The sequence below is a fragment of the Haloarcula marina genome, assembly GCF_024218775.1.
GTDB classification, from domain to species: domain Archaea; phylum Halobacteriota; class Halobacteria; order Halobacteriales; family Haloarculaceae; genus Haloarcula; species Haloarcula marina.
The window spans coordinates 16,496-35,339 of the sequence record NZ_CP100404.1 but is presented as its reverse complement, the minus strand read 5'-3'; the positions used below and the strand labels follow the sequence as shown (position 1 = coordinate 35,339).

Sequence of the window (18,844 nt, the reverse complement as noted above, 5' to 3'; positions counted from 1 at the left end):
TATATGCGTTGTGCCGCCCGCGCATCGTCTTTCAGTCCGACCGATACCCCGAAACGGCTTTGGGCGGGACCCGGCTACACTCGCGCGTGACCGTCGTCGGACTGGACGATACCGACTCCCGCGAGACGGGGATGTGTACGACATACGCGGCCGCCCGACTCGCCGAGCGGATACGCGACGCTGGCGGGGCCGTCGAGCGACTGCTCCTCGTCCGCCTCAATCCCGCCGTCGAACACAAGACCCGCGGGAACGCGGCGCTCGCAGTGCATACGGACCTCGACGCCGACCGCGTCCTCGACCTGACTCGCGAGACGATGGCCCTCGCCCAGACCGACGACCCAGAGACGAATCCGGGCGCTGTCGTCGCCGACTGCGCGCCCGAAAACGTCCCGCCGCAGGTCGCCGACTTCGCGCTTGCCGCGGTTCGGTCGATACAGGACCGCGTGACGGCGACGACGCTCTCGGATTTCGCCGGGTTCGCCCGCCTCGAACGCGGCAACGGCCGCGGCCTCGTCGGCGCACTCGCCGCCGTCGGCGCGTGGGCCGCCCTCGACGAGTGGACCTACGAGCACATCGCCTACCGCGAGCAGTCGCGGTGGGGGACCGACCGCGAGGTGACACCCGAGAGCGTCCGCGCGGCCGCCGACGCCCACTATCCGACGGTGTGGGACACGGTGGACTGCGACTCCGGCTATCCGGTGTGTGTCCCGCGGACGCCCTGTCCCATCCTCTACGGGATTCGCGGCGACGACCCCGAGGCCTGCCGGACCGTCGCCGACGCCATCGAGAGCGAACCCGTCGCCGCGTCGGCGACGTTTCACACGAATCAGGGGACGGACGTGCACCTCCAAGACGCGGCGCTCGGGTCCGTCAGCGAGGACAGCGCCTACCGCGTCACGGGCGCGGTGGTCGACGCGCCCGAGACCCGCGAGGGCGGCCACGTCTTCCTCGCCGTCGGCGACGGCGAGACGACGCTCCGCTGTGCGGCGTTCGAACCGACCAAGCGGTTCCGCGACCGAGTGCGGGCGCTCCGCGTCGGCGACCGCCTCACCGTCTGCGGGGAAGTCTCGGACGGGACGCTCAAACTGGAGAAGTTCGCGGTCCGGGACCTTCGGACGACCGAACGCGTCACGCCGACCTGCCCCGACTGTGACCGCTCGATGTCCTCCGCCGGGCGCAACCAAGGCTATCGCTGTCGAGACTGTGGGACGAGCGCCGACGGAAAAGTCGAACGGCGGGTCGACCGCGAACTCGAACGGGGGTGGTACGAAGTGCCGCCGGTGGCGCGACGGCACATCGCCAAGCCGTTGGTCCGTGGTGGGTTCGACGGACCGACGCACCCGGAGCGATAGGTTCCGAGCGCGAACGCGGCGCGGTCGCTTGCGACCCGCGGGAGACGCACGGCGCGACCCGATGAACGAGACGGGCAGCGGAAGTAGGGGGTACCAACTGTTGGCTCGTTTATCGGTTATGCGCTGTATAACAAACGTTACCACCAACTAACAGTGGTGGCATGAGCAGTAACCGCCCGCTGGCCGGACCGGACGAAGCCCCACCACTCCCACAGGACGATTTCGCGGAGACGGTGTTGTTCGCCGAACTCGAACCGTCTTCGAACGGTGGCAAGCGGGCGTTGCTGTACCCAAAAGACCGGCCGGGTCACGAGGTGGCGACCCAGTGGCTCGCGGTGTCGGCGGACGAACTGGTCGATTTAGACACCGTTCGGTAGGGCCTTCTATCGCTAGCCTATTAGTAACAATACTGTCCCTGAGCCTCGGGTCCGGGCATGGGAACTGAGCACTGGTCGCCGGATGGCGGCACGCCATCCCCAGAGCCGGACGAGGGGGTCCTCCCGGCGGTGGTCAGAAACCGCTCGGACGGGACCGAACGCTACATCTGTTACGCCGCGGACGTCGACCCGGCCGACGTGGAGACCCAGTGGATATCTATCGACTCCGACGTGCCCGTCTCGCTACTCGTGTGGCGCTAGGCGTTCCGTCCGGTGAGCGCGAGGACCACGTCCTCGTCAGGACCGAGGACGCCGCGCTCGCGGAACGTCTCCAGCGCTGCGACCGCCGTTGCACACGTAGGTTCGACGTGGAACCCCGAGGCCGAGAGCCGTCGGTGGGCCTGGTGAGTCGCCGCCTCGTCGACGGCGACGGCATCGCCACCGGTGTCGTCGATGGCCGCCCGAATCTGGTCGGCCCGCGCCGGGTCGTGAATCTGGATGCCGTCGGCCAGCGCGTTCTCGCCCGCTCGCTGGCCGTGTCGCCCGTCGGCGATGGGACTCGCGCCGACGGCCTGCGCGCCGAGCAGTCGCGGGAGTTCGGCTATCCAGCCCGCCGCTTTCAGCGCGCGAAAGCCGCGGTACGCGCCGAGAAACAGCGTCCCGTGGCCCAGCGGCGTGACGAACGCGTCGGGGACCGACCAGTCGCGCTGGGCGGCCAGTTCGTACGCGACGGTGGCCGTCCCCGCGAAGAACGCGGGGTTCCACGCGTGGCTGGCGTACCACCCCTCGCCCGCCTCGACGGCGTCGAGACAGGCGTCGGTGACGGCCTGCCGGTCGCCCTCGACGGCGACCACGTCGGCCCCGGTGCGCTCGATGCGCCGTCGCTTCTCGGCTTTCGCGTCCGCGGGAACGTAGATTTCGGCGTCGATGCCCGCCCGCGCGGCGTAACTGGCGACGGCTAACCCGGCGTTGCCCGAGGAGTCTTCGAGTATCCGGTCGGCCCCGACTGCCCGCGCTTCCGCGACGACGGCGGCCGCCCCGCGGTCTTTGAAACTCCCCGTGGGGTGGAGGAACTCCAGTTTGAACGTCGCGTCCCACGCTGGCGCGTCGACCAGCGGCGTCCACCCCTCGCCGAGGGTCACCGCCTCGTCCATCGGCAGGAACTCCTCGAACGCCCAGATGCCAGCGTCGCGGTCGAACTCGCGCGGCCCGCCGTCCGGTACTGGCTGGTCGACGTAATCGAGGGCGTGCCCGCAGTCACACCGCCACGGTCGGTCGCGGGGGTACTCGCGGCCGCAGGACTCACACGTTCGCATGGCCCGACCGAGGGCGGCGAGCGACCAGAAGGTGACGGAGACGGAGGGTGGTGGCCGGGAGGCCGTTTCAGCGGCCGACACACCGTCAGCGAAAGCGTTGACGACCCTTCGTTCGCTGTGCGTACGCAACATCGCGCGTTTTTCCCCACGCTTTTGGAGTACGGGGTTCGGAAGGTGCCAATGGCGTCTTTCGTCATCACGAGAGACCGTCGCGCTCTCGAACGACTGTACAAAGTGGGTCTTAGTAGGTATCCAGACTCGTCCCGACAGAACAGACGTACTCGCCGGTGGCGACCTGCGGGAGGCGACGCGAGCGCCAGAAGATGCCCGAGGAGTCGGCGGTCACCTCGGCCTTCTGTTGGCCGAACACGTCCGTAATCTCGAAGAGGGTCTGCCCGCGGGAGACGCGGTCCCCGAGGTCGACCTGAAAGTCCACTAGCCCGCCGGCGGGCGAGCCGTACTGCTCGAAGCCGGTCGCGCGGGTCTGGGCGCGGGGGCGGTACTGGCCGTCGAGGAAGTCGTAGTACGTGAGGACGTTGAACACGCCGTCGACGCCCTTCTGGATGGATGTCTCGTCCCAGCCGACACAGCCGCCGAGTTCGGGGTCGACGGTGGGGACGCCCTCGTCGGGGGCGGCCCGGGCCAACTGGCCGTCCGGCCCCTTCTGGTCGAGGATGTACCCACAGCCGAAGACCTTCGCGAGTTCGAGACACTCGTTGTGGAGGCGGTGGCGCGTGCCACAGCGAACGCGGACCTCGTCTATCATCCGCGAGGTGGACCCCTGATGGAGGTCCAACACGAGGTCGGCGCTGACGGCGGCGTCGTACGTGGCGGCGGCGATGCGCTCGCTCGACGTGCCCCTCGCGTCGCCGGGATAGGCCCGATTCATCTTCGTGTCGTCGATGGGGTTGCGGTGTTCCGCGACTTGGAAGGCGTGGTAGTTGACGATGCCACAGACCAGAATCGTCCCGGCGATGTCCGCGGGGTCCAGTTGCGGGAGGACTCGCTGGATGACGCCCACCCCGTTCAGTTCGTCACCGTCGCTGGCCGCCTGCATGTAGAGAGTCTTCCCGTCGGCGGCCCCGTTGACGACGGCCACCGGGAGCCCCACCGTACTCCCGTCACGGGTTTCGCCGACCTCTAGCCGCCCCGTGTCCATCTCACCGGGGGCGGCGTTCGCTGTACCGAAAGTTACCATAACGGCTCTGTTCGGCCCGTCGGTTTTTACTGGTTCGGATTTCTCGCGCCGTCCAGTCGTCGAAAACTGGCGTCCCGTCGGTCGCGGCCGACCAATGGGGTCTTTTGACTCCCTGCCCTACGTCCGGGCGTGTCAGACTCCGAGCGACAGAGCGGTCCGGCCGCGATGATGGCGGCGTTGAACGTCCCGCGCAACGCGAAGGCGGGGTTCGCCCTCGCGGCAGCGCTGACGGCGGTCATCGTCGTCGTGTTCGTCCTCCCCGGGACGGGCCGCCCGACGGTTCTCTACGCGGCGCTCGCGTTCGTCCTGGTCGTCTCGCTCGGGGCGTTGCTGACCATCGCCTTCACCGTCGGGTCGGCAATCAGGCTGGCTCGTCGGTAGCCTCGGCGAGCGCGGTGAACCGTTCCGCGCCCGAGCGGGTCCCCTTCGCGAGCAACACGTCACCGGCCCGGAGCGGCGTCGCCGGTCCGGGCGAGACCACCCAGTCGCCGCCGCTGCGCCCGGTTCGGTCGCTCTCGCTGGCCCCGCGGCGGACGGCGATGATGCGCATTCCGGTTGCCGTCTTCACGGCGGCGTCGCCGATGGTCGTTCCGGCGAACTCGCTGTCGTCGGCGACGGTGGCCCGGACCAGTATCTCGTCGGACTCGCGGACCGCCTCCGCGACGACAGGGTGCGTCGAGAGGCCGCGGAGGACGCCCTCGCTCATTTCGAGCGCCGCGTCGGAGATGACCTCCGTCGACCGTGCGAGGTGGACCAACCCCCGCAGGGAGACGGGGTCGTCGACGTCGGCGGCCGCCCGGAGCGTCCACGCCTCGAACCGGGACTGGAGCGCGTCGACCTCCGCTTCGAGTTCGACGACTTCTTCGGCGACGGCCTTGCTGTCGAACAGCACCGCGCCGTAGGCCAAATCGACGGCGAGTTCGCCCATGTCCTTCATCAGGATGATGGAATCGACCGCCCGCTCTAGGTCCTCGTCGCCGCCCGCGGGCGGTTCCGGCGGTTCGTACGTCTCTCCCGTGGCGTCGGCGTACACCTCGCTGACGCCGTCCTCGGGGCCGCGGAAGAGGACCACGTCGGCGGCTTCGAGTCGCGTCTCCCGGTCGGGGTTCAGCAGCCAGTTGCCCTGTCGGCGAATCGCCAGCGCTCGCACGCCGGTATCGGTTTCGAGGTTCAGGTCGCCGAGCGTCTGCCCGGCGAGGCGGGACTCGGGCGTGACAGTCGCGCGGACGAGCGTCTCGACCGCTTCGGGGAGTGCGGCCCGCATCGAGTCGGGGAGGCCGATGTCCTCTAAGACGATTTTGGCGATGTCCCCCGCGGCGTCGCTAATCTTCTCGGCGGCCCCGACCATGCTCAATACCGGCGCGAGCGTCTCGGCGTCGTCGGTCGACCGACAGGCCATCAGCAGACTCATTCGCGCCCGCATCTGGAGCACGTCCATCTTCGCCTCCAGTTCCAGCACCTCGGCGGCCACGTCGTCGCTCCGCAACAACACCGCCGAGTACGAGAGGTCGATGAGCAGTTCGGCGGTGTCTTTCATCTCCGCGAGGACCGCTTTCACGCTCACCGGTTCGTACTCGACGGTTCCCGTCAACTCCATGCGTAGGCGTTCGACACCGCGTCGCAAAAGCGTTCGCCGTGCGGTCCGACGACGGGAGTTCGCACACCGGTCGAAGAAAATACAGTTCAACGGGAGAACAATTGTCGGTAGTGGCCCAAAATAGACAGAAAACGCCCGAACATCCAGTTCTCCCGCGGCGGGTGTGGGACACACACGCCCGGAAAGAAAATGCTTTTCCCGGCCGGTCGGGAACCATTGTCGTATGTCCGACGACCTCAAGAAAGGGCTGGAGGGAGTCCTCGTCGCCGAGTCTGGGCTCAGCGTCATCGACGGTGACGCGGGCAAGCTCGTCTATCGCGGCTATACCATCGAGGACCTTGCGAACGGTGCTAGCTACGAAGAAGTGCTGTATCTGCTCTGGTACGGCCACCTCCCGAATCAGTCCGAACTCGCGGAGTTCGAGTCGGAGATGGCGAGCGAGCGTGAGGTCGACGACGACGTTCTCGCGACGGTCCGCTCGCTGGCCGAGGCCGACGAGGAGCCGATGGCCGCGCTTCGGACCGCGGTGTCGATGCTCTCGGCGCACGACCCCGCCCCCGAGGACGCCGAACCCACCGACGAGGCGGTCAACCTCGCCGTGGGTCGCCGCATCACGGCCAAGATTCCAACCCTCATCGCCGCGTTCACTCGCATCCGTGACGGCGAGGACCCCGTCGAACCGCGGGAGGACTTGGACCACGCCGCGAACTTCCTGTACATGCTCAACGGCGAGGAACCCGACGACGTGCTGGCCGACGTGTTCGACCAGGCGCTCGTCCTCCACGCCGACCACGGCATCAACGCCTCGACCTTTTCGGCGATGGTCACGGCGTCGACGCTGTCTGACCTCCACAGTTCCGTCACGTCGGCCATCGGCACGCTGAAAGGCCCGCTCCACGGCGGCGCGAATCAGGACGTCATGGAGATGCTCAAAGAGGTCGACGATTCCGAGGCCGACCCGCTGCAGTGGGTCCAGAACGCGCTCGACGAAGGCCGACGCGTCTCCGGGTTCGGTCACCGCGTCTACAACGTCAAGGACCCGCGCGCGAAGATTCTCGGCGAGCGGTCGAAGGAACTCGGCGAGGCCGCCGGGTCCCTGAAGTGGTACGAGATGTCCACGACCATCGAGGGGTACCTCAAAGAGGAGAAGGGACTGGCTCCCAACGTCGACTTCTACTCGGCGTCGACGTACTACCAGATGGGCATCCCCATCGACATCTACACCCCCATCTTCGCGATGTCCCGCGTCGGTGGCTGGGTCGCCCACGTCATCGAGTACATCGAGGACAACCGCCTCATCCGGCCGCGGGCCCGCTACACGGGACCGAAGCCCGAGGAAACGACGTTCGTCCCGCTTGACGAGCGGTAAGTAGTTCTCCGCGAGTCGCGATTCGCGCTTTTTCCCGTGGTTTCGCTGGGAGAAACTGTCTCAGTTGTACAGCGACGTGAACCGGTTGACACCGGCGTCCGTTCCGGCGATGACGAGTTTGTCGCCGTACCGGACCTCGACGCCGGGGCCGAGGTCGGTCAGGACGTCGCCGTTCCGTTCGACGGCGACCACAGTACACCCGGTCTTCGAGCGCACGTCGGCCTCCCCCAGCGTCTCGCCAGCGAGCGATCCGGCGTCGGTCCGGACGATTTCGACCTGCTGGTCCATCGAGATGACGTCTTCGTCCTCTAAGATGGTGGAGGCGAGCATCCGGCCGCTGACCGTCGCCAGCGAGAGCACGTAGTCGGCCCCGGCGCGGTACATCTTCTGGACGTTCTCGGTCTCCTCGGCGCGGGCGATGATCTCCACGTCGGGGTTCAGGTCGCGGATGACGAGCGTGGCGAACTCCGTGTCGGTGTCCTCCGAGAGCGCGAGGATGACCGTGCGGGCGTCGTCGACGCCGACGGCCCGCAGGTCATCGGGTTCGGTGGCGTCGCCGACGACGTCGACGCCGTCCATCTCCGTGCGGTCGAGCACCGTGTACGGTACGCCTGCCGTTTCGAGTCCGCTGGCGATGGTCTGGCCGACCTCGCCGTACCCGACGACCACCGTCTCGCCGCGCCGGAAGCCCCGAACGTCCGAGAGCGTCTTCGCCTTCAGCGACTCGAGTTGCGAAGCGGTCCCGGAGACGAGCAACACGGTGCTCGCCCCCAGTTCCGCGTCGGGTGCGGGCGGACTGACGAAGTCTCCGCGGAACCACGCGCCGATGACGTTGACCCCTGTCTCCTCGCGGATGCCGCTCTCGGCCAGCGTCGTCCCGACGAGGTCACTCCCCCTGTGGATGGGCAGTTCGGCGATGTCGAAGTCCTCGCCGATGACGAAATCGTCCCCGAGCGTGGCCGAGACGCCGGTGGTGACCTTTCCGGCGAGGCTCTCGCCCAGCAGGCCGCGCGGCGAGAGGACGGCGTCGGCCCCCGCGAGGTCGTGGTACTTCGCGCGGTCGGGTTCCTCGACGACGCTGACGGTGCGGACCGACTCGTCGACTTCGCGGGCGGTGAGGACGATGCTCGTGTTCACTTGGTCGGAGGCGTCGGCGACCAGCGCTCGGGCGCTGGCGAGACGGGAATGCTCCAATCCCTCGACGGACTGGGGGTCGGCGTTGATGACGTGGTACCCCTCGTCGTAGAGGTCGTCGGCCCGGTCTCGGTCGGGTTCGACGACGACGTAGTCCACGTCCCACGTCTCCAGTTCGGTCACCAGCGTCTCGCCGCGGGGCGTGAAGTGGCAGATGACGACGTGGTCCACGAGGTCACGCTCGACGCGGTTCGGTGCTTCCGTCTCCATCGCTTCCTCGAACAGCGGGAAGAGGAGGACCGGTAGCGCGAGGAAGATGAGGACGACACCGGTGATGTCCATCACGATGATAAGCAGGCGCATCCTGTTGCTCGTCCACGGCGCGTCGGAACCGAATCCGGTGGTCGTGAACGTCTCGACGACGACCTGCAGGGAGTGGAGGAACTCCCGCGGGTCGTTCTCGAAGGCGCTCATCCCGTAGTCGTAGGCGAGCGAGAAGACGAGGATGACGCCAGCGAGGCCGACGACGTACAACAGCGTGCGGCGCTGCCAAGTGTCCATCTACACTGTACGTAGCCGAGGCCGCCTAAAACAGTTCTGACACCCCTTGCCCACAGTCGTGTCAGACAGTTTTGTTTATCAACGAAAACTTCGTCTGACGCGGGGCTGACAGCGGATTCGGGGAGCCTTCGTCCTGCGATTACACTTCCACTCTGGTTCGGTGGTGTTTAAGTACCTACGTTCACTGAGTTAGCGTGCAGTCACACGCTCCTCCCCATCCGTTTTCCGCGACCACATCCGACACCGGCGGGACCGTCCCGACAGTATAACACGCCGTAGCGAGTAGGCCGGGCATATGCTCTCGTTCGAGGACGTATTGGCCGCCCAGGACCGGGTGGCCGAGACGGCCCGGCACACGCCGCTGGACTACTCGCACACCTTCTCTGCGATGACGGGCGCGGACGTGCATCTGAAACTGGAACTGTTCCAGCGTACCGGCGCGTTCAAGATTCGCGGCGCGACCAACCGTATCGCGACGCTCTCCGCCGAGCAACGCGAGAACGGCGTCGTTACGGCCAGCGCGGGCAACCACGCGCAAGGCGTGGCGCTCGCGGCGACCCGTATCGGGGTCGACTCGACTATCGTGATGCCCCAACACGCGCCCAACTCGAAGGTGAAAGCCACCCGAAGCTACGGCGGCCGGGTCGTCCTCCACGGCGAGGACTACGACGAGGCCGCCGAGAAGGCCCACGAAATCGAACGCGAGGAGGGCCGCACCTACGTCCACGCCTTCGACGACGACTACGTGATGGCCGGACAGGGCACCATCGGCCTCGAAATCTACGAGGACTTGCCGAGCGTCGACACCGTCGTCGTCCCCATCGGCGGCGGCGGCCTCATCAGCGGCATCGCCACGGCGCTGAAAGGGAAAGACGAGGACATCCGCGTCATCGGCGTCCAAGCCGAGGGCGCCTCCAGCGTGGTCGAATCCTTACGGAAGGGCCATCGAATCGAACGCGAGGGCGTCGAGACAATCGCCGACGGCATCGCCACCCGAACCGTCGGCGAGCGAACGTTCGAGGTCATCAAAGACCGCGTCGACGAGGTGGTGACCGTCACCGACTCGGAGATTGCGGTGGCGCTGACGACGCTCCTCGAACGCTCGAAGACCCTCGCGGAGGGTGCGGGGGCCGTCGCGCTGGCGGCCCTCGTCGAAGGGAAGTTCGACTACGACGAGGGCGAGACCATCGTTCCGGCGCTGTGTGGCGGAAACATCGACCTCAACACGCTGACCAACGTCATCATGCGCGGCCTCGTCGAGACGGGCCGGTACCTGAAGATTCGCACCGTCCTCAAGGACCGCCCCGGCGCGCTGGAGGAACTGGTCGACGTGCTCTCGGCCCAGCAGACGAACATCTACGCCATCGAGCACGACCGGACCAACCGCGACGTGGCGATGAACGACGCCGAAGTCGAGTTGGACCTCGAAACCCGCGGCCCCGACCACGTCGAGGAACTCCTCGCCGCCCTGCGGGACCACGGCTACGTCGTCGACGTGCTGGTCTGACGGGCGTTTTATGCCGCTGGCCGCGTCCTCTCGGGTGTGAAACGCACCGTCCACACCGACGACGCGCCCGCCGCTGTCGGCGCGTACAGCCAAGCGACGACCACCGACGACCTCGTGTTCACGGCGGGGCAAATCGCACTCACGCCCGACGGGGAGATGCGGGCCGACGCCTCGGTCGCCGACCAGACCGAACAGGCCCTCTCCAACCTCCGAGCGGTCCTCGACGAAGCGGGGTCCGGCCTCGACGACGTGCTGAAGGTGACCGTCTTCCTCGACGATATCGAGGACTTCGAGGCGATGAACGACGCCTACGAGACGTTCTTCGACGACGAACCACCGGCGCGGTCGGCCGTCGGCGTCGCCGCCCTTCCGAAGGGCGCGGCCGTCGAAATCGAAGCCGTCGCCGTCAGGTGATACCCGTGGACGCTCGCACGAAATCGAGTCTGTTGTGGGGCGTCGTCGGCGCGCTCTCGTTCCTCGTCCTGGCGCAGGGGTACGAACTGCTCTCCGGTGAGGGTGTGAGCATCGTCGCCAAAGCGGGCGTCGCCCTCGTCGTGGCCGTCGCTGCCACGGTACTGACGTACACGGCGCACGGCCGTCTGCCCGGAAACGAAAGCCCTTAACCGCCCGCCCACACACTCTCGATTGCGTACCAGAGCCAGGATGGCCGAACGGTAAGGCGCACGCCTGGAAAGCGTGTTCCCTTTCGGGATTCTGGGTTCAAATCCCAGTCCTGGCGTCCCACGTTTTTCGTCGTCGCCCTTCCTCGCGAGCCGCTGGCTCGCTGTGGCGAGGGCTCCTCGAAAAACGTGGGTGAAAAAGGCTGAACCTCGGCCTTCGGCCTCGGTTCAGTGAACCGTGCTCGCTCCGCTCGCACGGATGCTACCGTCCACTACGCATACTCACTCCGCGAACGCGTCGTTTCGATGCCCGGTACTGATGGTACTGGTCCGGGCGAGCATCGTCGCGCGAAACGAACACATCCGTGCCCGAAAACGGGACTATCGCTTCACGTCACACCCCAACTCCGCCAACGCCCGAACCGCCCGGTCCACGTCGTCGTCCTTGACGAGCAGGTGGTCTGTCGAGAACGCCGAGAGGGCGAACACCGACACCTCGGCGTCGGCGAGGGCCGTCGCGACCCGCGCGAGGAAGCCGACGAGTTCGAACGGGAGGACCACCTCGAAGGTGAGGATTCGCCAGCCCCGTTCGGCGTCCTCGCCGTCCGCCGCGTCGTAGTTGTCTTCGGGAACGACGACGGTCGTCTCGTTCTGGTCTCGGACGGTGGCGAACGCCGTCGGGTACTCGCGGTCGGTCCTGACGACGGCGTACCGCTCCGGGGAGACGGTGACCGTGCTGTCGGCGAGGAACTCGTCGGGGTCCATCATACGCGACGGTTCGTCCTTGATGCGGAAATCGCCGCCGCTCACAACCGCTGGACGCACTCTTGACAGTAGGCGAACCCCGGACCGTTGGCCGCACCGCAGTGCGGACAGTCGCGTCGGGCGGGTAGGTCGGCAGGGTCGTCCGTCCCGCCGCCGTCGGTGCTCCCACCCGCGGTTTCGTCGGTCGGCGGCGGGCCGCCGGTCCGCCACCGCTCGCGTCCCTCGCGGACGATACCGAGAAGCACCGGAACGGCGGCGATGAGCGCCACTAACGCGGTGATGGTCACGACGAGGACGTACAACTCCCCGAGCGTGAACATACCGGCACTACGTGTCGATGCTACGTAGGTTGTCGGGGCTTACTGGGAGCGGTAGAACTCCAGCGTGTAGCCTTCGGGGTCCTCGACGAACGCGGCGTAGGCGTCGGCCGGTTCGATTGCCGTCGGTTCGAGGACTGCCGTCCCGCCCGCTTCGATGGCCGTCTCGAACGTCTCGTCGACGTCGTCGACGGTGAACGCGATGTGGTCAACGTCGGCCCGCGACGGCGCGATGGGCGTCGTCCGGTCGGCGTCGTAGCGCAGTTGGATGTCGGCGTCGCCGTCGCGTCCGAGATAGATGTTCTGTACGCCGTCGAGCGTGAAGCGGTGGGTCTCTTCGAAGCCGAGCGTCTCGTAGAAGGCCATCGCGCGCTCTACGTCCGAGACGCAGATGGCGGCGTGTGCGAGTTCCATGGCCGACGATGGGACGGCCGCCGAGTTGACTGTACCGGTGTGGGTGCCGTTCGCCGCCGGTACTTTATATCCAGATACCGAAGTGGGTGGGAAATGGAGTCGGCCGAACCGACCGAGCTACTTCTCGAGTACACCCAAGACAAGCTCGCGGTGGTCGACGAATCGGGGACCTACACGTACGTCAACGGGGCCGGGGAGCGAATACTGGGTTTCGACCGCGCCGAGTTACTGGGGACGAACGCCTTCGAGTACATCCACCCGGATGACCGGCCTGCGGTCCTCGCCGACTTCGATGCTATCGTCGACACCGACGAGGAGTTCGTCGCCGAGACGTCGACCTACCGCCACCGAACCGCCGACGGGGGCTGGGTCTGGCTGGAGAGTCGGATGTCGAACCTGACGGACGCGGGTCTCGACGGCTACGTCGTTAGCTCTCGGGAGGTGACCGACCGAATCGAGGCGGAACACGAACGCGACGCCACGGACCGCCGACTCCGGGAACTGGCCCACACGACCAACGACGTCCTCTGGATGTTCGACGGCGACTGCTCGGAACTGCTGTTCTGTAACCCGGCCTACGAGGACATCTACGGCCGACCGGTCGACGAGTTGGCGGACGACCCGCTCGCGTTCATGGAGTGTATCTACCCGCCGGACCGCGCTGCGGTCGAGGCCGCGATGGAGCGACTCTCGGCCGGTGAACCGGTCGACGTCGAGTACCGGGTCAACGCCGAGCGCGACTACGGCGTCTGGGTGTGGGTGCAGGGGCAGCCCATCGTCGAGGACGGGGAAGTGGTCCGCATCGTCGGGTTCACGCGCGACGTGACCCACCGCCGTCGCCGGGAGCGCCAACTCGCGGTGCTCGACAACTTCCTGCGACACAACATCCGCAACGACCTGAACGTCGTCATCGGGAGCGCGGAGACCCTCGAATCGCACCCCGACGAGGACGTCTCGCACCGGGCACGGCTGATTCGCCGGGCGGGCGACGGGCTCTTGCAGACCGCCGAGAAACAACGCGAGATAACGCAGGTCATCAGCGAGCGTCCGCGGGCGGCGACGGCGGACCTCGCGACGGTCGTTCCCGACGCCGTCCGGCCGTTCCGGGAGCGATATCCGGACGCGGACATCGAGGTGACAGTGCCAGATAGCGCCGTCGTCGAGGGGCCGAAGGAACTGGGCTGTGCCGTCGCCGAACTGGTCGAGAACGGCATCCGTCACGACACCTCCGGAGCGTTGCAGGTCCGGGTGCGCGTCGCGTGTGTCGGCGACCGCGTCGAACTGACGGTCAGTGACACGGCCTCGGCCATCCCCGACCTCGACCGCCGGGTCCTGCTCGGCGACCACGACATGTCCGCCGTCAACCACAGCCGCGGGCTGGGACTCTGGCTCGTCTACTGGGTGGTCGACGTCGCCGGGGGGTCCATCGACCTCGACACTACCGAGACGGGCAACGTCGTCACGGTGTCGCTGCCGCGGGCCGAGTGAACTGGCACGACCCGCCGCCGGGAACGCGTATTTACAGCCGCGCCCGTTTGGTGGGGGTATGGAGTACACCACACTGGGTTCGACCGGTATCGAAGTCAGCAAAATCTGTCTGGGCTGTATGAGCTTCGGGAGCGGCCGCGAGTGGATGCTGGACGAAAAGGAGGGTGCGAAACTCGTCGAGCGGGCCATCGACCTCGGCGTGAACTTCTTCGACACCGCCAACGTCTACTCGGCGGGTGAGAGCGAGGAGATTCTCGGCGACGTGCTCTCGGAGTACGACCGGGACGAGCAGGTCGTCGCCACCAAGGTCCGGTTCCCCGGCGCGAGCGACCACCGGAACGCGCGGGGCCTCTCGCGGAAGACCATCGAGCAGGAACTGTCGAACTCGCTGGACCGTCTGGGGATGGACACCGTCGACCTCTACCAGATTCACCGCTGGGACTACGACACCCCCATCGAGACGACGCTCCGGGCGCTCGACGACGCCGTCCGCCGCGGGCAGGTCCGCCACATCGGCGCGTCTTCGATGTGGGCACACCAGTTCCAGCACGCCCTGCACGTCAGCGACCGCGAGGGACTCGCGCGCTTCGAGACGATGCAGGACCTCTACCACCTCGCCTATCGGGAGGAGGAACGCGAGATGTACCCGCTCTGCGACCGCGAGAACGTCGGCGTCCTGCCGTGGAGTCCGCTCGGCGCGGGCTATCTCACGCGGCCACACGAGGAGTTCAAGGCGACGACCCGCGGCGTCCACGAGACGGAGACCGCCGAAGTCCCCTACGCGGAGGGGCCGGGCAGTCAGGAGATAAACGAGCGCGTGCAGGAACTGGCGGCCGACCACGGCGTGACGATGGCTCAAATCGCGCTCGCGTGGCAGTTCCAGAACGACAACGTCACCGCACCTATCGTCGGCACGTCCAGCATCGAGCATCTGGAGGCCGCCGTCGAGGCGCTGGAGGTCGACCTCTCGGCGTCGGACGTGGCGTACCTGGAGGAGCCGTACGAGCCTGTCGAAGTGTACGGGCACGAGTAGCGAGGTTCCGAACGGAGTGAGGAACTCGACGGAACGGGGAACAGAGCGACCCACGGTACAGCGACGTGGGGAACCGACCCGCAGAGCAACACCCCGTCGCCAACGACTTATCGGCTCGACGACTACTTCCTACTACGTCCACCGACCATGATTCCGCCCTTCGTCCGCCGCTGTCCCGACTGCGGCCACGTGAGTTGGAGCCGCCGATTCGCGGTGGTGAGCACCGCCGACGGCCCACAAGTCGTCGAGTGCCCGGCCTGCGGCCATCGGTTCGAGACGATAGACAACCCGCGGCTCAACTGAGCGGGCGTTACAGCTCTTTCACTACCGTCGCGGGATTGCCGCCGACGACCACGTTGTCGGGCACGTCCTCGGTGACGACGGCCCCGGACGCGACGACGGCGTCGTCGCCGACGGTCACGCCGGGGTTGAGGACCGCTCGTCCGCCGACCCAGACGTTGTCGCCGACGGTGACCGGCTTGCCGTACTCGGGACCGGCGATTCGCTCGCTCGCGTCCAGTGGATGCGTCGCGGTGTAAATGTGGACGCCGGGGCCGAGTTGGCAGTTCTTCCCGATGTCGACTCGACACACGTCCAAGACGACGCAGTCGAAGTTCGCGTAGAAGTTCTCGCCGACGTGGACGTTGGAGCCGTAGTCACAGCGGAAGGGCGGTTCGACGTGACAGTCCTCCCCGCGGCTTCCGAGGAGGTCGGTGAGGATGGCGTCCCGTTCCGCGTCCTCGTCCGTCGCCGTCTGGTTGTAGCGTCTGGTGAGTTCGCGCGCGTGGTTCCGCTCGGCGACGAGTTGCGGGTCGTCGGCGTCGTACAGGTCACCGCGGAGCATCCTCTCCTTCTCGCTGGGCATGGCTATCGGTGTCGGGGCCGACGAATAGGCGTTTCTCCCGCGGGGCTACCGCGACACCAACTCGCCGCGGGCGACGGGGACGACGCTACCGCCGACTTCGACGTGGACCGCCTCGTCGCTCGCGTCGGCCCGCAGGTGCAACAGCGAGGGCCGCCCCATCTCGTAGCCCTGTTCGACGCGGGCGTCGACGGTCGGGCCGTCGCCGTACTCGTGGCGGGCGAGGTAGGCCGCGAGACAGCCGTTCGAGGAGCCTGTGGCGGGGTCCTCTGGCACGTCGTAGAACGGCGCGAACACGCGGGCGGCGAAGTCGTGGGCGGCGTCGCGGGGGTCCGGACAGAACGCCAGCACGTTCTTGGCGTCCCGGTCGCCGGTCACCCGGTCGTACGCCGCGCGGTCGAGGTCGATGGCCGTCAGCCCCTCGCGGTCCCGAAGCGGGACGACGACGGTCGATAGGCCGGTCGAGACGACCTGTACCGGCCAGTCGTCGTCGAGGGCGGCCCGCGGTAGTCCAAGGACCTCGGCGAGCGACGCGTGGTCGAGTCTGTCGCCGAACTCGGGGGCGCGCTGGGTCATCCACAGCGTCGTCTCGGTGTCGGCGGTCCGCACGTCGACCGGAATCTCGCCGACGTCGAGCGCGAGCGTCACCGTCTCGGGACGGCCGTCGGCGAGGTGCTCCCGAACGACGTGTGCGGTCCCCAGCGTCGGGTGCCCCGCAAACGGAATCTCGGCGTTCGGGGTGAAGATGCGGACCGGCCACGCGCCGTCCTCGGGCGGTCCGGTGACGAACGTCGTCTCGGAGTAGTCCATCTCCGCTGCGATGGCCTGCATCCGCTCGGCCGAGCGGCCAGCGGCGTCGGTGACGACGGCCAACTGGTTCCCGGCGTAGCGCTCGCGGGCGAACACGTCGACGATGTGGAAGGGGGAGGGCATACGCGGTCACTCGTCGGCGGTCGAAAAATAACGTTGGGGGACCCTGTCGCGAGGTCACACACCGTACTATCCGGTCCCGGTGTCCCCGGCCGGAGACAGCTATCGGGCGGGGTCGGATGCACCGGTAGATTTATGATTGATGTAAAGCACACTTTACGTGTAAAGCGAACTTTACGGAAAGCTAGCTTTACGTGGTTCCCGATGACTGCCACCGCACACTCCACGACGACGTATCGCCGCACCTACTTCGGCCTCTGGGCTGTCGCCACCCTCGCCTTCGTCGCCCTCATCGCCGCCGACTATCCGCTGGTCGGCGTCGGGGTGTTCGCCGTCGGCGCACTCGCGGCCACGGTCCTCCAACACCGCTCGCAGACCGTCATGTTCGACGAACGCGACACGACCGTCTTTCAGGAGGCGGGCGCGAACACCGTCGCCGTCGTCGGCCTGAGTTCGGCCGTCGCGTTCCCGACGCTGACGGCGCTGTGGGCGCTCGGTCTCTTCGACTGGCCCCCGTGGCTCGCACACCTCGCGTGGTTCGTCACCGGCCTGTTCGCCCTGTGGGGTCTCATGCTCGCCGTCGCGCGCGCGAAACGATGAACAACCGACTCCCGGCCCTCCGCGAAGAACGGGGCGAGAGCCAAGCGGACCTCGCCGCCGCCGTCGGCGTCACCCGACAGACCATCAACGCCCTCGAACGCGACCGGTACGACCCGTCGCTGGACCTGGCCTTCGCGCTGGCCGACCACTACGACTGCGCCATCGAGGACATCTTCTCGCCAGAACGGTAACTGTCGCCGCCGCTCTCGCTCGGATGGGAGAGACGAACTGCCAGAAAGTCCTACCCCGTGGTCGCTTCACGCGGCCGGACGTTCCGGCCGTTCGGACCGCAAGCGGCAGACCCGCGCTCGAAACCGCCGGTCCCTACGCGTTCTGCTTGGCCTCGTCGAGCAACGCCTGCACGTCGACGGCTTCGCCGCGTTCGCTGCTCTCGATGGCGGCGAAGACGAGCGCCATCGACTGGAGGTTGTCCTCGACGCGAGTCGCCATCGGGTCGCCGCCGTCCAGCCACCCGCAGAACTGCTCGATGAGCCACGCGTTCTCCCAGAGGGGGCGGTCAGCCAGTGGGACCGTCTCTGCATCGTCCTCGTCGACGCCGTTCCAGTCGCCGACGGCGTCGGGGTCGAAGGGGTAGCGTTCGACTTCGCGGCCGTCGAGGACGATAGTCTCCTCTTTACATTCAGCGCGGAACTGCTCGTGGCCCCACCCGTTGAGCGTCGTCGCGTTGGCGTAACTGCCCTCGTACTGGGCGCGGGTGCCGTCGGCGAAGCGGAGCGTGACGAACCCGGTGCAGTCGCCGTCGTAGTCGGCCCCGTCGGGGACCCACGTCTCGGCGTACACCTGTTCGCAGGGGGCGTCGACGAAGGAGGCGAGCATGTCCAGATGGTGAATCGCGCCGTCGAGCAACAGCATGTCGGCCATCTCGTGGACGTACTCGGAGTAGTAGCCGCGCTGGCGGACGTTGCCGGTGTAGCGGGCGGTGAGATAGTCGACGGGGCTGGCCTCGGAGACGGCGCGGCGGAACGTCGTCTTGTCCTGGTCGTAGCGGTGGCTCATCGTGATGCCCATCTTCGCGTCGGCGGCCTCGACTTCGCGGGCGATGCGGACCGACGCCTCGAGCGTGTCGGCGATGGGCTTCTCCGAGAGGATGTCGAGTCCGTGGTCGAGCGCCGTCTCGACGACGGGTTCGTGGGCCGCGGGCGGCGTGACGACCGAACAGAAGTCGGCGTCCCGTTCCGACAGTGCGGTGTCGAGGTCGGTGTAACAGCGGTCGGCGTCTAGGTCGAGTTCGTCCTCGGCGTAGCCGTGTCGGTCGGGGTCCATGTCGACGGCGGCGACGACTTCGACGCGGCCTGCTTCGATGTTCGGGGGAATCGCTTCGCTGACCCAGTGGCGGCCTTGGCCACCGAGTCCCACGTGTACCATCCGATGAGTCATTGGTAC

At 67.3% G+C, this 18,844-nt stretch carries 22 protein-coding genes and 1 tRNA gene; 13 read left to right on the top strand and 10 right to left on the bottom strand.

What is annotated here, in order from left to right; genetic code table 11:
- The first annotated feature begins 86 nt into the window (after nt 1-86).
- From NJQ44_RS00195 to NJQ44_RS00185, 3 genes are all read left to right on the top strand, one after another.
- Complete coding sequence (locus NJQ44_RS00195; protein WP_254272669.1) at nt 87-1,352, top strand: tRNA(Ile)(2)-agmatinylcytidine synthase; 1,266 nt, start codon at nt 87-89, stop codon at nt 1,350-1,352.
- A gap of 161 nt (nt 1,353-1,513) precedes the next feature.
- Entirely contained in the window at nt 1,514-1,729 is a 216-nt protein-coding gene (locus NJQ44_RS00190) for a DUF7511 domain-containing protein (RefSeq protein ID WP_254272668.1), read from the top strand.
- A 57-nt stretch (nt 1,730-1,786) separates the two neighbouring features.
- Complete coding sequence (locus NJQ44_RS00185) at nt 1,787-1,990, top strand: hypothetical protein (protein ID WP_254272667.1); 204 nt, start codon at nt 1,787-1,789, stop codon at nt 1,988-1,990.
- Here the strand turns inward: NJQ44_RS00185 and NJQ44_RS00180 are convergent.
- Both NJQ44_RS00180 and NJQ44_RS00175 read right to left on the bottom strand, forming a co-directional pair.
- On the bottom strand, nt 1,987-3,045 hold the full coding sequence (locus tag NJQ44_RS00180) for a pyridoxal-phosphate dependent enzyme (RefSeq protein WP_254274354.1): 1,059 nt from the start codon (nt 3,043-3,045) through the stop codon (nt 1,987-1,989). The two genes, NJQ44_RS00185 and NJQ44_RS00180, sit on opposite strands and share 4 nt — an antisense overlap.
- Nucleotides 3,046-3,286: 241 nt before the next feature.
- Nucleotides 3,287-4,243 (bottom strand): succinylglutamate desuccinylase/aspartoacylase family protein, encoded by a 957-nt coding sequence (locus NJQ44_RS00175; RefSeq protein ID WP_254272666.1) that lies wholly within the window; start codon nt 4,241-4,243, stop codon nt 3,287-3,289.
- 129 nt (nt 4,244-4,372) lie between these two features.
- Here NJQ44_RS00175 and NJQ44_RS00170 point away from each other — a divergent pair, with 129 nt between their 5' ends.
- Nucleotides 4,373-4,624, top strand: coding sequence for a DUF7536 family protein (locus tag NJQ44_RS00170; protein WP_431357778.1), 252 nt, complete (start codon nt 4,373-4,375; stop codon nt 4,622-4,624).
- Here the strand turns inward: NJQ44_RS00170 and NJQ44_RS00165 are convergent.
- A complete protein-coding gene (locus NJQ44_RS00165) occupies nt 4,605-5,840 on the bottom strand; it encodes a potassium channel family protein (RefSeq protein WP_254272665.1) in 1,236 nt (411 codons plus the stop codon). The two genes, NJQ44_RS00170 and NJQ44_RS00165, sit on opposite strands and share 20 nt — an antisense overlap.
- 223 nt (nt 5,841-6,063) lie before the next feature.
- Here NJQ44_RS00165 and citZ point away from each other — a divergent pair, with 223 nt between their 5' ends.
- A complete protein-coding gene (citZ, locus tag NJQ44_RS00160) occupies nt 6,064-7,209 on the top strand; it encodes a citrate synthase (RefSeq protein WP_254272664.1) in 1,146 nt (381 codons plus the stop codon).
- 60 nt (nt 7,210-7,269) lie between these two features.
- Here citZ and NJQ44_RS00155 read toward each other — a convergent pair whose 3' ends face one another.
- The gene (locus tag NJQ44_RS00155) at nt 7,270-8,904 is read right to left on the bottom strand and encodes a potassium channel family protein (RefSeq protein WP_254272663.1); all 1,635 of its coding nucleotides are present in this window, start codon (nt 8,902-8,904) and stop codon (nt 7,270-7,272) included.
- A gap of 295 nt (nt 8,905-9,199) precedes the next feature.
- Here NJQ44_RS00155 and ilvA point away from each other — a divergent pair, with 295 nt between their 5' ends.
- The 4 genes from ilvA (at nt 9,200) to NJQ44_RS00135 (ending at nt 11,150) form a co-directional block, all read left to right on the top strand.
- A complete protein-coding gene (gene ilvA, locus NJQ44_RS00150; protein ID WP_254272662.1) occupies nt 9,200-10,411 on the top strand; it encodes a threonine ammonia-lyase in 1,212 nt (403 codons plus the stop codon).
- Between the two features lie 36 nt (nt 10,412-10,447).
- Nucleotides 10,448-10,825, top strand: a complete 378-nt coding sequence (locus NJQ44_RS00145; protein WP_254272661.1) for a RidA family protein — start codon at nt 10,448-10,450, stop codon at nt 10,823-10,825.
- Nucleotides 10,826-10,830: 5 nt separating this feature from the next.
- Nucleotides 10,831-11,034, top strand: coding sequence for a DUF7981 family protein (locus NJQ44_RS00140; protein WP_254272660.1), 204 nt, complete (start codon nt 10,831-10,833; stop codon nt 11,032-11,034).
- Between the two features lie 34 nt (nt 11,035-11,068).
- Nucleotides 11,069-11,150, top strand: a tRNA-Ser gene (locus NJQ44_RS00135).
- A 262-nt stretch (nt 11,151-11,412) separates the two neighbouring features.
- Here the strand turns inward: NJQ44_RS00135 and NJQ44_RS00130 are convergent.
- Genes NJQ44_RS00130 through NJQ44_RS00120 form a run of 3 tightly spaced genes read right to left on the bottom strand, consistent with a single transcriptional unit; the run spans nt 11,413 to nt 12,527 of the window.
- Complete coding sequence (locus tag NJQ44_RS00130; RefSeq protein ID WP_348533091.1) at nt 11,413-11,796, bottom strand: ACT domain-containing protein; 384 nt, start codon at nt 11,794-11,796, stop codon at nt 11,413-11,415.
- A gap of 41 nt (nt 11,797-11,837) precedes the next feature.
- On the bottom strand, nt 11,838-12,116 hold the full coding sequence (locus NJQ44_RS00125) for a zinc ribbon domain-containing protein (protein ID WP_254272658.1): 279 nt from the start codon (nt 12,114-12,116) through the stop codon (nt 11,838-11,840).
- A gap of 39 nt (nt 12,117-12,155) precedes the next feature.
- Nucleotides 12,156-12,527 (bottom strand): VOC family protein, encoded by a 372-nt coding sequence (locus tag NJQ44_RS00120; protein ID WP_254272657.1) that lies wholly within the window; start codon nt 12,525-12,527, stop codon nt 12,156-12,158.
- A gap of 93 nt (nt 12,528-12,620) precedes the next feature.
- Here NJQ44_RS00120 and NJQ44_RS00115 point away from each other — a divergent pair, with 93 nt between their 5' ends.
- Both NJQ44_RS00115 and NJQ44_RS00110 read left to right on the top strand, forming a co-directional pair.
- Nucleotides 12,621-14,015, top strand: coding sequence for a PAS domain-containing sensor histidine kinase (locus NJQ44_RS00115; protein ID WP_254272656.1), 1,395 nt, complete (start codon nt 12,621-12,623; stop codon nt 14,013-14,015).
- A 58-nt stretch (nt 14,016-14,073) separates the two neighbouring features.
- Nucleotides 14,074-15,048, top strand: coding sequence for an aldo/keto reductase (locus tag NJQ44_RS00110; protein ID WP_254272655.1), 975 nt, complete (start codon nt 14,074-14,076; stop codon nt 15,046-15,048).
- A 310-nt stretch (nt 15,049-15,358) separates the two neighbouring features.
- Here NJQ44_RS00110 and NJQ44_RS00105 read toward each other — a convergent pair whose 3' ends face one another.
- Together NJQ44_RS00105 and NJQ44_RS00100 are read right to left on the bottom strand one after the other, a co-directional pair.
- A complete protein-coding gene (locus NJQ44_RS00105) occupies nt 15,359-15,913 on the bottom strand; it encodes a sugar O-acetyltransferase (protein WP_254272654.1) in 555 nt (184 codons plus the stop codon).
- 45 nt (nt 15,914-15,958) lie between these two features.
- Complete coding sequence (locus NJQ44_RS00100) at nt 15,959-16,843, bottom strand: PhzF family phenazine biosynthesis protein (protein ID WP_254272653.1); 885 nt, start codon at nt 16,841-16,843, stop codon at nt 15,959-15,961.
- Between the two features lie 201 nt (nt 16,844-17,044).
- On the opposite strand from NJQ44_RS00100, the gene NJQ44_RS00095 reads away from it, so the two are divergent.
- Both NJQ44_RS00095 and NJQ44_RS00090 read left to right on the top strand, forming a co-directional pair.
- The gene (locus tag NJQ44_RS00095) at nt 17,045-17,440 is read left to right on the top strand and encodes a DUF2178 domain-containing protein (RefSeq protein ID WP_254272652.1); all 396 of its coding nucleotides are present in this window, start codon (nt 17,045-17,047) and stop codon (nt 17,438-17,440) included.
- Complete coding sequence (locus NJQ44_RS00090) at nt 17,437-17,631, top strand: helix-turn-helix transcriptional regulator (protein WP_254272651.1); 195 nt, start codon at nt 17,437-17,439, stop codon at nt 17,629-17,631. Before NJQ44_RS00095 ends, NJQ44_RS00090 begins: the two co-directional genes overlap by 4 nt.
- Nucleotides 17,632-17,764: 133 nt before the next feature.
- Here the strand turns inward: NJQ44_RS00090 and NJQ44_RS00085 are convergent, their stop codons facing one another.
- Nucleotides 17,765-18,838 carry a Gfo/Idh/MocA family protein gene (locus NJQ44_RS00085; RefSeq protein ID WP_254272650.1) on the bottom strand — a complete coding sequence of 358 codons (1,074 nt, stop codon included), beginning with the start codon at nt 18,836-18,838 and terminating at the stop codon, nt 17,765-17,767.
- Nucleotides 18,839-18,844 lie beyond the last annotated feature (6 nt).